General features: G+C 40.2%; 11 protein-coding genes. 5 read left to right on the top strand and 6 right to left on the bottom strand.

Annotation, left to right across the window (positions count from 1 at the left end):
• The first annotated feature begins 7 nt into the window (after positions 1 to 7).
• The gene (locus NJ959_RS02575; protein ID WP_254010179.1) at positions 8 to 982 is read left to right on the top strand and encodes an alpha/beta hydrolase; all 975 of its coding nucleotides are present in this window, start codon (positions 8 to 10) and stop codon (positions 980 to 982) included.
• 174 nt (positions 983 to 1,156) lie between these two features.
• On the opposite strand, the gene NJ959_RS02580 is transcribed toward NJ959_RS02575, so the two are convergent.
• The gene (locus NJ959_RS02580; protein ID WP_254010180.1) at positions 1,157 to 2,005 is read right to left on the bottom strand and encodes a methyltransferase domain-containing protein; all 849 of its coding nucleotides are present in this window, start codon (positions 2,003 to 2,005) and stop codon (positions 1,157 to 1,159) included.
• Positions 2,006 to 2,210: 205 nt separating this feature from the next.
• Between NJ959_RS02580 and NJ959_RS02585 the strand changes: the two genes are divergently transcribed.
• Both NJ959_RS02585 and NJ959_RS02590 read left to right on the top strand, forming a co-directional pair.
• Positions 2,211 to 3,545: a TrkH family potassium uptake protein gene (locus NJ959_RS02585; RefSeq protein WP_254010181.1), complete on the top strand. Its 1,335-nt coding sequence runs from the start codon at positions 2,211 to 2,213 to the stop codon at positions 3,543 to 3,545.
• Positions 3,546 to 3,738: 193 nt separating this feature from the next.
• On the top strand, positions 3,739 to 4,434 hold the full coding sequence (locus NJ959_RS02590) for a potassium channel family protein (protein WP_254010182.1): 696 nt from the start codon (positions 3,739 to 3,741) through the stop codon (positions 4,432 to 4,434).
• A gap of 409 nt (positions 4,435 to 4,843) precedes the next feature.
• Here the strand turns inward: NJ959_RS02590 and NJ959_RS02595 are convergent, their stop codons facing one another.
• Positions 4,844 to 6,082, bottom strand: coding sequence for a tetratricopeptide repeat protein (locus NJ959_RS02595; RefSeq protein WP_254010183.1), 1,239 nt, complete (start codon positions 6,080 to 6,082; stop codon positions 4,844 to 4,846).
• 177 nt (positions 6,083 to 6,259) lie between these two features.
• On the opposite strand from NJ959_RS02595, the gene NJ959_RS02600 reads away from it, so the two are divergent.
• Both NJ959_RS02600 and NJ959_RS02605 read left to right on the top strand, forming a co-directional pair.
• Positions 6,260 to 7,027, top strand: coding sequence for a CDP-alcohol phosphatidyltransferase family protein (locus tag NJ959_RS02600; RefSeq protein WP_254010184.1), 768 nt, complete (start codon positions 6,260 to 6,262; stop codon positions 7,025 to 7,027).
• 117 nt (positions 7,028 to 7,144) lie between these two features.
• Complete coding sequence (locus NJ959_RS02605; RefSeq protein ID WP_254010185.1) at positions 7,145 to 8,671, top strand: FAD-dependent oxidoreductase; 1,527 nt, start codon at positions 7,145 to 7,147, stop codon at positions 8,669 to 8,671.
• A gap of 152 nt (positions 8,672 to 8,823) precedes the next feature.
• Here the strand turns inward: NJ959_RS02605 and NJ959_RS02610 are convergent, their stop codons facing one another.
• The 4 genes from NJ959_RS02610 to NJ959_RS02625 all read right to left on the bottom strand — a co-directional run bounded on the left by NJ959_RS02610 (position 8,824) and on the right by NJ959_RS02625 (position 13,863).
• Positions 8,824 to 10,035: an HhoA/HhoB/HtrA family serine endopeptidase gene (locus NJ959_RS02610; protein ID WP_254010186.1), complete on the bottom strand. Its 1,212-nt coding sequence runs from the start codon at positions 10,033 to 10,035 to the stop codon at positions 8,824 to 8,826.
• A 185-nt stretch (positions 10,036 to 10,220) separates the two neighbouring features.
• Positions 10,221 to 12,080 (bottom strand): DNA mismatch repair endonuclease MutL, encoded by a 1,860-nt coding sequence (gene mutL, locus NJ959_RS02615; protein WP_254010187.1) that lies wholly within the window; start codon positions 12,078 to 12,080, stop codon positions 10,221 to 10,223.
• Between the two features lie 216 nt (positions 12,081 to 12,296).
• Positions 12,297 to 13,349 (bottom strand): PAS domain S-box protein, encoded by a 1,053-nt coding sequence (locus NJ959_RS02620; RefSeq protein ID WP_254010188.1) that lies wholly within the window; start codon positions 13,347 to 13,349, stop codon positions 12,297 to 12,299.
• 7 nt (positions 13,350 to 13,356) lie between these two features.
• Positions 13,357 to 13,863, bottom strand: a complete 507-nt coding sequence (locus NJ959_RS02625; RefSeq protein ID WP_254010189.1) for a Rab family GTPase — start codon at positions 13,861 to 13,863, stop codon at positions 13,357 to 13,359.
• Positions 13,864 to 14,123: the final 260 nt, after the last annotated feature.

A 14,123-nucleotide genomic window follows, 5' to 3' on the forward strand; every position in this document is an offset into this window, starting at 1 on the left:
ATACTCTATGCCCATCTACAGTCCTGACCCCATCACCTTTCATGGTATCACTGGTCATCGCCACTGGATACACCAACCTTTCACCTTTACTGGAGTTCCTGATATCGATGAACGACTTAGTGGCTTCCCCGCAGCCATTTTTCTCCCCCAAAATCGACCACCACAGGAGACACCTTTAGTCATCGGATTGCAAGGAATGTGTGCCCCTTACGGGTTGAATGCTTTTATTGTACCCACATTAACCCAAATGGGAATAGCGGTGGCTTTATTTGACACTCCTCTGGCTGGAGAAAGGAGTCTGGTGCGGACTTTCTCTGCTATAGTGCAAAATGAAATTCAGCCATTATGCGATCGCAATATTCCCTTTGACAGTAAACTAATCTTACAGATATTCAACTGTACGGCACGGGATATTAGTTTGGTGCGGGATTTTTGTCGCAATCGCTATAATTTAACAGATAACAGACTTGCCCTATTTGGCGTTAGTATGGGAGTCTTACAAACTGCCTTTGCCTTCACAGCTAATGGGATTGGAGAAAGGTTACTTGGTACAATTGGTCATGCCAATCTTCAGAGTTTTGCTAAAAGTTGGGGCACTCCTATTTTACCATATTTAGCTGCTTCACCTTTGGGCAAATTAGCAGAAGTATTACTAGAAAAAATCCAACCAGACTTAAAATCTATTATTCCAGTATTACGCCTATCCAAATCTCTCCAAGATTCCGATAAATACGCTCATGCTTGTAACCCCATGACTTACATTGATAGAGTGAATCCTTCACATAGAGTTCGCTTCCTCATTGGTGAAGGGGATGGCTTAGTTAATATAAGAGATGCCAAAGCTTGTGCTAAAAGATTTCCTGATGGAGAATGTTATGTAGTTCCCGGTATGGGTCACGGTACGCACAAGTTTGGTCCTTTATTCGTCGATCATGTTCGCTATTTTTTAGCCACCCAACTAGGTGATTGGCGAACTTATTGAACTAGCGAATATCTTAACGTAAGATCAGCTTCTATCTGTAGGGTGCGTTATGCGAAAGCTAACGCACCACTATTCTCTTCTTTGCGTACCTTTGCGCATTCCTTTGCGTTCTTTGCGTTAAAAAAACAGCTTCTATCTGTAGGGTGCGTTATGCTTTGCTAACGCACCAATATTTTACTTTCTTCCACAAAGCAACCCATAACGAATCAACCCACGCCGATAACCTTGACTCATTAAACCCAGTGAAAGGGCAGCTTCAATTGTAGTCCACCCACTTTTCACCAAACCCAAAATCGCTTGAGGATTGAAGGCAGAATCAATCACAATATCCCAAAATGGCTCAACTCCATCGGACCAATCTGCCGTGCAAACATTTTGAAAAGAAAGATTATGGGCAATAACATCATACTCTGGCAAAGAAATAACGTAAGGCAAACAATAAACTCGATAAATTTCTGCCAAATACTGTTTTTCTTCATCCGTCAATTCTCCCGTTGCTGGTGTTATTGGACGGTGACACCATGTTGCCATTAAAAAAGTCCCTCCTGGTTTCAGGACTCGGTAGCATTCTGCCATAAACTTTTCCTTATCTGGCATGTGTTCCCCACTTTCCATCGACCAGACAAAATCGAAACTATTATCCTCAAAAGGCATATTCAAAGCATCAGCAACTTGGAACTGAACCCTTGTCTCCAAAGCAGCTTCAGCCGAACGTTCTCTTCCCCTTGAGGCTTGGACTGGACTTAGAGTAATACCGCTAACATTGGCATTATATTTCTGTGCTAAGTAAAGTGAACTACCGCCAATTCCACAACCGACATCGAGAATTTCATTGGCTTCCTTTACTCCAGCCCAATTTAAAACTTCTTCAATTAAATCAATTTGCGCCTCTCGCCTATTTTTTTTCTCTCTCCCCGTCCGTCCGTAGTAGCCATGGTGCATGTGTTCGCCCCAAATCTGTTCCCACAGACCGGAAGATGCGTCATAAAATTGTTGAATTTGCTGAGAAAGATTCGATGCCATAGATTTTACGGGTTGGTAATTTATGATTAGACCTCTTGCCAAAATCCTAGAAAAGCGATGGCGACCCCCCATAGAGTAGGATATTGACTTTTGCCAGAAGTATCATGATACTTAATTTCAGGGGATTTAAGTTAATCTGTATTTTATACAAGATCTCTCTTACATCCCTATTTCCTTTAATCATTGGATTTGACTAAATCGCTCAATGACCATCTCACGAACAATTTGCCTGGGATTCCTCGCCGTGATTACTGTGGGGGCTATCCTGCTCATGATGCCATTTTCTACAAGTAGTGGCACCTGGAATGACCCAATTGTCGCACTTTTCACTTCTACCTCTGCTGTCTGCGTTACTGGTCTTGGGGTTGTTGATACGGGCAGTTATTTCTCTGGCTTAGGTCAGTTTGTTGTGGTCGCCCTAGTCCAAATTGGTGGCTTGGGCTATATGACCACCACAACCTTTCTCATCCTTTTGTTAGGGCGCAGATTTGACTTGAGACAGAAAATGGCGATTCAACAAGCTTTAGACAGACCAGGACTGCAAGATAGCGCTCAATTAATCCGCTCAATAATTGCCACCACATTAATTTTTGAAATCACTGGCATTTTCTTGCTGCTAGTGGTTTTTGTCCCTGAATATGGATTCAATCGAGGACTATGGCTAGCAATTTTCCATAGTGTTAATTCATGGAATAATGCAGGATTCAGTCTATTTCCAGATAATTTAATTGGCTATCAGTCTTCTATCTTGTTAAACCTGGTCGTCACCGGATTGATTATATTTGGCGGAATCGGTTATCAAGTGATTTTTGAAGTCTATCTGTGGTTTTGCGGTCGCTTTCTTAAAAACCACCGAAAAATCATATTTTCTCTCAATTTTAAAGTAGCTACCAGCACTACTTTATTTCTTTTGATTGCGGGAACAATTGGATTTTTTATCATAGAATTGAGAAATCCTGATACCTTTGGCTCCTTGAATTTTAAAGATAAATTACTGGTTGCCTGGTTTCAGTCTGTAACTCCCAGAACCGCTGGGTTTAATACCATTGATATTGGGAAAATGACTACGGCTGGTTTATTTCTGACCATTGCTTTAATGTTTATTGGTGCTAGTCCTGGGGGTACGGGTGGGGGCATAAAAACTACAACTATGCGAGTCTTAACCAGTTGTACTAAGGCGATTCTACAAGGGAAAGAAGAAGTTGCTCTTTATGAGCGCCAAGTGGCAATTAATCTAATTATGAAGGCGATAGCAGTGTTGGTAGGTTCAGTAATAACGGTGCTAGTCGCGACCATTTTAATTGCTATAGCTGACCCCCATTTTGATTTGGTTAACATTCTATTTGAAGTGGTTTCAGCTTTTGCTACTGTTGGTCTTTCTACCGGAATTACCGCTAAGGTTTCAACCTTTGCTAAAGTTATTTTAGTCATCACTATGTATCTAGGACGAGTCGGGATTTTGTTGTTCATGTCAGCTTTTTTAGGAGATCCCCGTCCCAGTTCCGTTCGCTATCCAGAAGAAAACCTTCTTGTGGGATAGTTAATGCAGAATGATGAAGTATAAAGGATGAAGGATGAAGGATGAAGGATAAAGGATGAAAGATGAAAGATACAGGATAAAAGATACAGGATTAACGGTGAAGAGTGAAGAGTTAAATTATTTTTTGACTTTTGACTTTTGAATGGATGACTTTTGACTTCTGCCATTGATTATTAGTATAAAGGAAAAGATTGTGAACTTGTCATCATTAGGTTTTTTTCGCAATTTACGCAAAGACAATCAACAATTTGGAGTAATTGGCTTAGGGCGCTTTGGTCGGGGTGTTTGTGCAACTTTGTATAGACAAGGTTACCAAGTAATGGGAACTGATATCGATGAAAAAAGAGTTGCCCAAGCTTTATCCGATCAGATAATTTCCCATGCGGTACAACTAGATTCAACTGAACTTTCAGCTCTCAAAGAAGCAGGGATTTTTGAATGCGATACTGTCATTGTCGCGATTGGTAACTATTTACAAGAAAGTATTATTACCACCCTGAATGTCAAGGAGGCAGGAGTACCCTATGTGGTTGCCAAAGCATCCTCCGAAGTCCATGGGAAGCTATTACAAAGAGTGGGGGCAGATCATATTGTCTATCCAGAATATGAAGCAGGTTGTGCCCTAGCGAGATCGATCACCAAACCTTCAATTTTGGATCGATTTGACCTAGACTCCAACCATAGTATTGTAGAAGTATTAGTCCCCGAAGAATTTCATGGCAAAACGGTTATGGAATTGCAACTGCGAACTCGCTACGGACTAAATGTGTTAGCTTTAGGTCAAAACGAGCAGTTTGAGATTAACCCCGATCCTACTACACGTTTAGCCAAGGGATCTCGTATGGTAGTAATTGGTTCAACGCGAGATCTTGAACGTATGCCAATGTAAGTTGTTGGTTATTTGTTGCTGGTTATTTGTTGTTGGTTATTTGTTGTTTGTTTGTTGTTAAGCTGCTGTGCATTTAAACTGTATATTTTCAATTTAGGGAAAAAGTCATCAAACCCTCTCCCCTGCTCCAAAAAACCCTGCTCCCCCTCACCCAAAACAGATAAATTAAAAGCGTGACAGCTTATTGGTTGTTTGTTATTCGCAATTGGCTTAAACTAATTGTTGTTGTAAGATAGGCATCTCGTCTGCCAAAGTTATTAGTTATTTGAGCAACAACCAACAACTAACAACCAACAACTAACAACCAACAACTAACAACCAACAACCAACAACTAACAACTAACAACCAACAACCAACAACCAACAACTAACAACCAACAACCAACAACCAACAACCAGCAACTAACAACTAAGGAGTAGGTGGTGTATTTAGCTGCTGAATATACTTATCCAACTCGTCAATCTTTTCCAGATTCCCTTCCTGAATGAACAATCTCCTCGCTTCCTGGAAAAAGGAACCTGATTCAGCACCTCGTCCAGACTGCTGTAGTGCTATCCCAATATTATAAAAGGCTAGTGACAGCTTGGAATTGAGAAAAATAGCTTCTTGATATTGGGCAATTGCAGGTTCGTACTCCTTATTTTGATGGAGTGCTACTGCCAAATTATAATGGGTTATGGCATCGTATGAATCGATTGCCACTGCTTTTTTCAGAACAACAGCAGCATCCTCATACTCGTTGTTTTTGGTTAGTACTGCTCCCAATTGTCGGTAAGCATCCACATTGTTAGGTTCCAGTTGGGTTACCCAATCAAAGCGACGAATAGCTTCCTTTAAATCCCCTTCCTTAATTAAAATTAGACCTAATTGATAGTGAGCAGGAGCAAATTTAGAGTCAAGTTTGGTTACGGCTAAAAAAGCAGTTTTGGCTTCCTCTTGTCGCTCTTGCTGAACTAGGAGTAATCCCAACTGATACTGAGCTTGGAGCAAGTTCGGATTCGTGCTAACTGCTTGTTGCAGTGCGGTAATCGCAGGTTCAATCTGGTTTTGCTTCACAAAAAGCAATCCTAAATTATATTGAGCAGAGGAATATTTAGGGTTAAGACGAACCGCTTCATTATAGGCGGCAATTGCATCAGAAATCTGACCCTTAGACTCAAATGCTAAACCCAAGTTATACCGAGCTTCTGCTAAATTTGGATTTAAAGAGAGCGCCCTGAGATAAGATATAATCGCATCATCTGTCTTGCCTTGCTGATAGAAAGTTAACCCCAGATTGTAGTGAGCCTCTGGCATATTTGGGTTAAGATTAATGGCAAGTTGGTATTGCTCTGCTCCTGACTCGATCCTACCTTGCTCGACAAGGGAATTCCCCAACAAATAACGCGCCATCGGGATAAAAGGATCGAACTGAAGCGCTTTGCGAAATGCCATCTCTGCCGCTGGAAAGTCTTTGCGGTTATAGCGCGTCACCCCTTGCTGAAAGTAAGTTGCTGCCTCCAGATTTTCGCTGTATAAACCCTCGACTAATTGCTTAGTGTGCTGATTTTCTGGAACCTTACCAGCCCAAGCCGCAAGAGGAGGAGTTACACTCAGACAGAGAATAGCAGCGGCAAGCAGCGGTATCTGTTTGTATTGTTTGGACATAAGCAAAAGCTTGACCCCCGTTTCTATAATCCAGCATTTTAGCTGATGTGGGATGTATATTATAGAATCGCCCACAGGAATAACCAGTGCCAGTTACCAGATTGTCCCCTCTATAAATCATTCAAACCGCGAACTTTGGTTATCATCGCCACCTTTAGCGGTAGTCGCTATCACTAGTTGCTCATTACCCTCACACCTATCAGTGATGGGTTTCTACTGTTAAATTATCAACCTTCAACCTTCAACCTTCAACCTTCAACCTTCAACTTTCATCCTTCATCCTTCATCCTTCATCCTTCCATGAGCAATACCGCAGAAATTCTCCCCAAGCACCAGCATCCATTATTAACGCTTCACTCCATCCCTGCGGCATTAGTTGCCCTCCGCTTTTTGATTGCGCCACTCCTGTTATTGGAGGCATTTTATGGTTTCGGGCGCGTCTGGTTTATGACAGGATTTGCGATCGCGTTTCTTTCTGATATTTTTGATGGTGTTATTGATCGTCGTCTGGGAGTCAGTACAGCATCTTTGAGAAGAGCGGATAGTTGGGCTGATGTTTGCTTATATTTGTGCGTTTCTGCTGCGGCATGGCGATTATATCCTGACGAAATTATGGCTTGTTGGTTGCCATTATCCCTAGTAGTAGCACTTCAAGGAGTCTGGTGGGTGGTAAATTTGCTAAAATACGGTCAACCCGCCAGTTACCACACTTATTCAGCTAAACTTTGGGGCTTAATTCTATTTGTTGCGACAATTGCTCTATTTGGTTTTGATTATGGCGGAATTACCCTTATGTTGGTGGGCATTGTTGGTATAGTTCATACTGTGGAAGAAATTGCCATGACTCTCATTTTGCCAACCTGGACTCATGATGTACTTAGTATTGTCCACGCCTTACAATTACGTCGGGAGTTTAGGAATTTATTAGTTTACTTGGACAAGTAACGATCTCTACAGCCAAGTTTTTTAATGATTTAAGTCCAGGGCTTTCTCTAACAGCTAAAGACTTTGGCTCGTACTTGCTATAAATATAATGACCTAGAGAATCAAAACTATTTACTAATGCTAAAAACTCTCTTCAATATACCTCCCCAGGACAAACAAAAAATAGCTATTATTGGTGCTGGCGCTATGGGAGTATCCATAGCGTCTATTCTAGCCAGATTAGGAATTGCTGATATAACTATTTTTGAAGCTGAATCAAAACCTTTTAACACCAAAGGATCTTCAATTAACAATACAGGAATATTACATCATTTTGTTTATGGTGGACATCCCAATACTTTAGCACAGTTCTTCCACCAAAGTCTCTTATTTAGAAAGCTAATGCCCGATTATGTTTTGGGAGACAGTCATGTAAATTATCTCGTGCCTAATGAAATAGGAAATACAGCCATTTACCAAGATGGTGTAACCTTCCAAGATGTTGCTGATTCATTGATACAGATTTATCAAAATCATTTGCAAGACTATCCCTATGATAATTTTTGGGGTCAACCTGAAGATTTAATCAAAACCATTCATGAAGATGAAATGCAATCCTTATTAGGTGAAGTTTCTCAATCGCCAACAGGCAATACTTGGTTAGCTAATGAAAAAAGAGATGGAATTTTCGCTGGGGCATTAAAAGTAAAACAGTCTGTCTTAAATATGGGGGAATATATTTGCCATCTCATTAACTTGATTGAATTATTGTCAGCCCAAAAACTAGTCGATATTAAATACACTAAAAAAGTCAATTATATTGACATAAATAACAGCGGTTTTCAGTTAAAAATTGATTCTAGCGATTCGCAGGATTTCGATATAGTAATTAATGCGGGTTATGCGAGAGGTTTAGGCATTACAATACCCTCGATAACAGCCGAAGAAGAAAAAGAAGGAAATTTAGTAAAACTTAAAGTTTATGGGTTATACAAAATACCCCCAAGTCTTCACTTGAAAATGCCTAAACTGAAAGAAACTTTTTCAAGTACCATAATGATTAGAGGTCAGTATGGAGGAATAATCAATGTGGGATACGATTGTATCGCTATCTTTTCTGGATTAGAATATAATCAGCATGAGTTACACTTTCCTCTGGATGGATTTACCAGGAATCTCCCGATAGAATGGTTGGAAAATATTGAGAAAATAACGGGCAGGAGTGAAGAAGACTTTCTGTCATCTATAAAAGATGATCTTTCCAGATGGATTCCTTGGGTTAAGGAGCTTGAAGCTGTTAAGCTTAAAAAAGCATTTCAAGTTTATCCAGGTAGAAAACCTGCTAATGATTTGGAAGCTGCCCAAAGAGATGATAATCCTGTTCGCTATATGTATCAACATAAAAGTGGAGGAAAATATATTCATATCCCTGGATTTAAGTTAACATCAATTCCCTACTATGCTTTTCAGACTGTACTGGAAATATTATCTATTTATACAACCAGAAAAATTCTGACTCAAGCAGAAGTAAACAATCATATATATATCAATAATAATTCTCAAATAATTCTCTCATCTGAAATGGAATATGCACTGGGTAAAAACTTACCTCAAACGGACTATTCTCAAAGAGTAAAAATCATAAAAGAATGGGAAATTTATTAGCCTGTAGGGTAGGTAATGTCTAAAATCAGCCGTTGAATTAGATTACAGATTCCCTGATATACATTGCCCACCCTACTAATCAAGACAACAATTAGTCATTAGCTAATAGCTATTAGCTAACAACTAACAATTAGAATCTGTTAAAAACGCTGCTATTCCTTCATTTCTGCCGGACGCACAGTTAATACCTGAGTATGCCCACCTCGCTGCACCTTCACACTCAATGCCTCACCAATTCGGCTATTTTCCACTAAGTTTTGCAACTGTTCAGGAGTGGTTATGGTTTGTCCGTCCATTTCAGTAACGACATCACCGCGACGGAAACCACTCGCAGCCGATGGACTTTTTGGCATGACTTTTACCACTAGTACACCATTGATTTCAGGGAGCATAAATGCTGTATTAGGGTCTTTATTATACTCCTTAGCAATTGATGGAGTGAGGGGGATCATAGAAATACCAATGTAGGGATGAGAGACTTTTTCGCCGCGAGCTAATTGATCTTTAATAGACTTAGCTTTATCGATAGGAATAGCAAATCCAATCCCTTGAGCATCGGCACGAATAGCGGTATTAATCCCAATTACTTCACCTTGGGCATTCACCAAAGGACCACCGGAATTACCGGGATTAATGGCAGCATCAGTTTGTATGAAATCGAGACGTTTATCAGGGATACCCACTTGAGCGCTAGAGCGATTTAGGGTACTAATAATTCCCAGAGTAACGGTATTTTCTAATCCTAGAGGATTACCGACTGCGATCGCCCAATCTCCCACCTGAAGTTGGCTGGAATCTCCTAATGGCGCTACAGGTAGGTTTTCGCCATCAATTTTAACTACTGCTAAGTCTGACAGTTCATCAATTCCCCGCACTTCTCCTTTAAAAGTCCGTCCGTCTTTGAGGGTAACTGTTACTTTATCTGCACCGCTGACAACGTGAGCATTCGTAATAACGATCCCATTCGGTTCAACAATAAATCCAGATCCTTCTCCTTGCTCGTGATATTCTTGGGGAGGATTGGGTAATATCTCTTCACCAAAGAAACCACGGAAAAAAGGATCGTCAAAGAAGGGATCTTGAACTCTTTTTGTAATAGTTGTTTCTGTTTCAATCCGGACTACAGCAGGCCCAACTCGCTGTACGGCGGCTGCGATAAAGCTGTGGGTATTCCCTGGTGAAACGGGAATGTTATTCAATTCATCAGCAAGAGCTACAGACTGATTAGATGAGAAGGAAAGATTGGGAATTAATGGGTTTGGAAATACCTGAAAGGCAGTCAAGGTTAAAACGATCAAAACAACGGCTAAAGCATCAGTGCCGATTTTACGCCAAGGGAGGAGGGGTTTCTCAGAGGATGACATTGGGTAAATTCTCACAAATTGGTTATTGGTTCTTGGTTGCAAGTCATTTCAGTCATTCCGACATTATAGTCGATAACTCTTTTAAGAGTTTACGGGAAACAGGTAATTTTATTATTCCTCCTTCAATAACTAACAACCAATAACCAATAACTAACAAGGGGCTGCCATCCCCTTGTTCAATTTCCCTAACCAATAACTAACAAGGGGCTGCCATCCCCTTGTTCAATTCCATGACTCTTGCCAATCACCCAATTACGGCGGAAAAAACGAGCCAAAGCAGACTCTTCTAAGGATAAATAAATAGGGCGGCCATGGGGACAAGTGCGAGGATTTCGGGTGGCTTTCCATTGGTTTAATAAGGTCTGCATTTCTGGCAAACTCAAGGCTGTACCATTGCGAATTGCACTACGACAAGCTGTTGCTACTTGAGCTGTTTCTAAATCTCCACCTAAACTTAATTCTAACAGAGCATCAGGACAATCAGATCGTTCTTTGAGAAGTGATGGAGCATTACGAATAGCCCAAAGTTGTTCACCAAAGGGTTCCACTTCTATGCCAATCCGTTGCAGTTGTTCGACTTGAATTGATGTCAAATAGTTGAGAATAATAGGTGTTTCTAAGGGGACAAGTTGCCAGCGATCGCAAATTTGTTCATATAATACTCGTTCGTGGGCAATATGTTGTTCAATTAACCACATTCCTGTGGGATGTTGTGCCAAAATATACCTATTATGAACTTGGGCAACTGCTTGGAGTTCAATTAGTCCAATATCAGCATTTTTCTGAGTTTGTTTATCCTCTTGAGTTGCTTCTATGGCACGATTTAGATTGTAACCTCCTTTGGCTTCCGATGCTTTGAGTAATTTACCCACTCGCTGAGATTGGAGGGCTTCTGGTAAATTAGTTGGACTAATCCGCAGTGCTTGTTCAATTGTTTGGGTTATTTTTTCTTTCCAGTAGGAGAGGGAATGTAAGTAAATTTCTGCTTTAGCTGGATGGCGATTCCAGTCAATTTGACTGGGACAAATTTGGAGGTGAATGAAACAAATAGGATAACGATCTCGGGGTAATGTTCGCGCCATAGCCGCCAGGATTGTTTGCTCTAATTCTGGCGATCGCACGAAGCGTCCGTTAGTTGCTACTCTCACCCAATCTGGGCGATGTCGGTGGCAACGATCCGGTAGTCCTAATAGTACTTTTATTTCTGATAGTTTTGTTTCTAAACAGGATAAGTTTTGTTGATTCTTTGAGTAGGATATGTTTTGTTGATTTTCTGAATAGGATGGTTTTTCTTCAGAGGTTATCGGTTTTGCCAACATGTTATCGTCTAAACCAGAGCGTAGATTTGGTGTGGGAACTTTTACTATTAATTCTTGTAAATCGCTCACCCGCACCTGTTTAATTATTTGGGGTAAAATTTGTTTGGCGCTATTACTAGGACTAATAGTAAACCAGGGACGATCGTTTTGTTGAACTTGCCATGTGACATGGGGATGACAGAGGGCAATATGTTGAATTGTAGTTTGTATTGCTCGTAATTGTTGAGGAATTGAGGGTAATCCTTGACGGCGAAGTTGCCAATTACCAAATAAATTAGAAACAGTTACAACCGTACCAGGTGCGATCGCAATAGATTCTACAACCAAAGGTTCTCCTTGGGAATTATACCCCGCACGCCACCCTTCAAATGTACCTGTCAGGCGACTACAAATCTCTAACTCTGCCAGTGCTGCTATACTATGCAAAGCTTCCCCACGAAATCCCAAACTAGTAATGTTCCACAGATCGTTACTACTGCAAATTTTACTAGTACTATGGGGGGATGCAGCTTGTTGCAAATCGGTCAAATTCATGCCAGTACCATTATCAGCAACTCGTACCCGCCACAAGTCAGAGTAAACCGCTACAGATATCCGGTTAGCATCTGCATCAAGAGCATTTTCTACCACTTCTCGCACCACTGCGGCTAAGGAATCAATCACCTCACCAGCAGCAATGAGATCGACTACCTCGGCAGACAGAGTTTGAATTTTTCCTGGAAGCATTGATATCAAGTTTTAAGTTAGAGTTATTAAAAAATACAATATTAACTCAGATCTTGCACCAGTGGACAAAACCGCCAGTGGCTATCAGCCACTGTCTAATAGCTTAAGTCCGTTAAAACGGACTAAAATCCAGATTAATAGCTGTTTTTTGTAGGGTGGGCACTTCCCTGGAGAAGTTGAAAAGCTGATGATTACGTTAGTGGGGAGTGCCCACCATTAATCCTTATTACTGATTTTCTGCAAATCATTTAATACTTCATTCATCTGGTTAATGGTTGATTTAATTTGATGATATTGTTCATCTTTTTCATCCTCAGACCAATTTTTGCTATTCTGTTCCATTAATTTGATAGCATCCAATATAGATGTTAAGGGAATCCGTAACTCGCCCTCGATAGTGGAAATAGAAATAGATCGTTCATCGAAATATTGTTTTTCCCATTTCCGATCCTTATTCAGATCCACTTGTCTCAGTTTCCGTTCGGTAAGATCATCTTTGGTATCGCTAATCTTTCTCCCGATGTAAATTAAATTTTTTCCGCCTTTAATTTCAGTTTCAATGGCTGAACAGGAAAAAGCCACAGTAATAATTTTCCCTGTTTTAGTTCGGCATGATACTTCAATATGATTAAGTGTTTCATCAGGAACTCTCGGCGACAGATAATTTACCTGTTGCAGAAAATCTTCATTAGTAACGATCCTCGAAATAGGTAAATTAATTAACTCTTCCTGACTATAGCAAAATAACTCAGTCGCGTATTTATTAACAATCTTGATCAGTCCAGACGCAGTGGTAACAAATAGGATATCCGCGATGGAGTTGATAATTCGATCTATATAATTTTGAGATATCGTTAAGCTATTGACTAAAAGACATGCTTCGTTAGCTCTCTGAGCCAAGGCTTGCTGCAAAGCCATCCGTTCCGTTGCATCTTCAAAGAAAATAATCAACCGATTTTCATCAAATTCTTGATATCGGCTAATATATAAATCAAAATAAATATATAGCTCATGACGATCTAGATCTGATGTTCTGGCAATACCTTCTAATTCAAAACTCAGTCTTCGTCCTTCCAGGATATCAATCAGGATATATTCAATACCTGTCAGCTCCGGAAAAGCGAGTCTGACATCCCTTCCCAAGCTCAAATCTTTACCAGAATCCGCATAATTATATGCGGCGAAGGATATCTCACGAATTAACAAGTTTCGATCGAGAGTTAGGTATTCGTGGTGGGAACCTAAAATCGTTTTAAGATTAGAATTCATAGGGATTTTACGGTTCTAATATTTTGCTCGCTAATTTTTGAAAAATTTCATCAACGGATGCGCCAGTTTTAGCGGATGTGAGATAGATTCCCGATACTTGCTTGATATCTTCCACATGAATCATCTCAATCAGTTGGGGTAATTTTTCCTGATCTACTAAATCGACTTTATTTAAGGCTAGGATAATCTTGCCTTTAGGATTAACGGATAAAAACAGTTGAATATGTTCGGGAATCCGTTCGATTGTTTCGGTGCGGGTAACATCAGCAACAATAATTGTACCGCTACCTCCTTGTAAATAACTCGGCGCGATCGATTTGAATTTAGTGTGCCCTTCCAAATCCCAGATCAGCAACTGTAAATTTACTGATTCTACTGCTTTGCGGGAAATCTTTACGCCGACAGTTGATAAGTAGCGATCGCTAAACTGGCGATCTACAAATCGACGTATTAGACTGGTTTTTCCAACCCCAAAGTCACCCACTAAACAGATTTTTTTAGATATCATTGACATGATGCTATTCGATCGTTCCTTATTCCAATGGTTCCCATTCATCACCAGTCACTAACCAAATCTACTGAAGGATTAACTGTGAAGGATCAAGTATGAAATAATAACATTAATCTGACAAGTTAAGATGAAGTAGATTTTTTGATTTTTCATCCTTTATCCTTTATACTTTATACTTCATCCTTCATTAAAGATTGGTTATTTCCTAATTCTACATCTTTCATCCCACGGATTATCTCCCATTCCACCACATTCCTCTATCC

Source organism: Limnofasciculus baicalensis BBK-W-15, from assembly GCF_024178385.1.
GTDB classification, from domain to species: Bacteria; Cyanobacteriota; Cyanobacteriia; order Cyanobacteriales; family Coleofasciculaceae; genus Limnofasciculus; species Limnofasciculus baicalensis.

Excerpts from the sequence above, each read along its gene's own strand:
- NJ959_RS02575 (WP_254010179.1), top strand. The coding sequence starts at position 8 with ATGCCCATCTACAGTCCTGACCCCATCACCTTTCATGGTATCACTGGT.
- NJ959_RS02620 (WP_254010188.1), bottom strand. The coding sequence starts at position 13,349 with ATGAATTCTAATCTTAAAACGATTTTAGGTTCCCACCACGAATACCTA.
- NJ959_RS02610 (WP_254010186.1), bottom strand. The coding sequence starts at position 10,035 with ATGTCATCCTCTGAGAAACCCCTCCTCCCTTGGCGTAAAATCGGCACT.
- NJ959_RS02605 (WP_254010185.1), top strand. The coding sequence starts at position 7,145 with ATGCTAAAAACTCTCTTCAATATACCTCCCCAGGACAAACAAAAAATA.
- NJ959_RS02625 (WP_254010189.1), bottom strand. The coding sequence starts at position 13,863 with ATGTCAATGATATCTAAAAAAATCTGTTTAGTGGGTGACTTTGGGGTT.
- NJ959_RS02585 (WP_254010181.1), top strand. The coding sequence starts at position 2,211 with ATGACCATCTCACGAACAATTTGCCTGGGATTCCTCGCCGTGATTACT.
- NJ959_RS02580 (WP_254010180.1), bottom strand. The coding sequence starts at position 2,005 with ATGGCATCGAATCTTTCTCAGCAAATTCAACAATTTTATGACGCATCT.
- mutL (WP_254010187.1), bottom strand. The coding sequence starts at position 12,080 with ATGCTTCCAGGAAAAATTCAAACTCTGTCTGCCGAGGTAGTCGATCTC.
- NJ959_RS02595 (WP_254010183.1), bottom strand. The coding sequence starts at position 6,082 with ATGTCCAAACAATACAAACAGATACCGCTGCTTGCCGCTGCTATTCTC.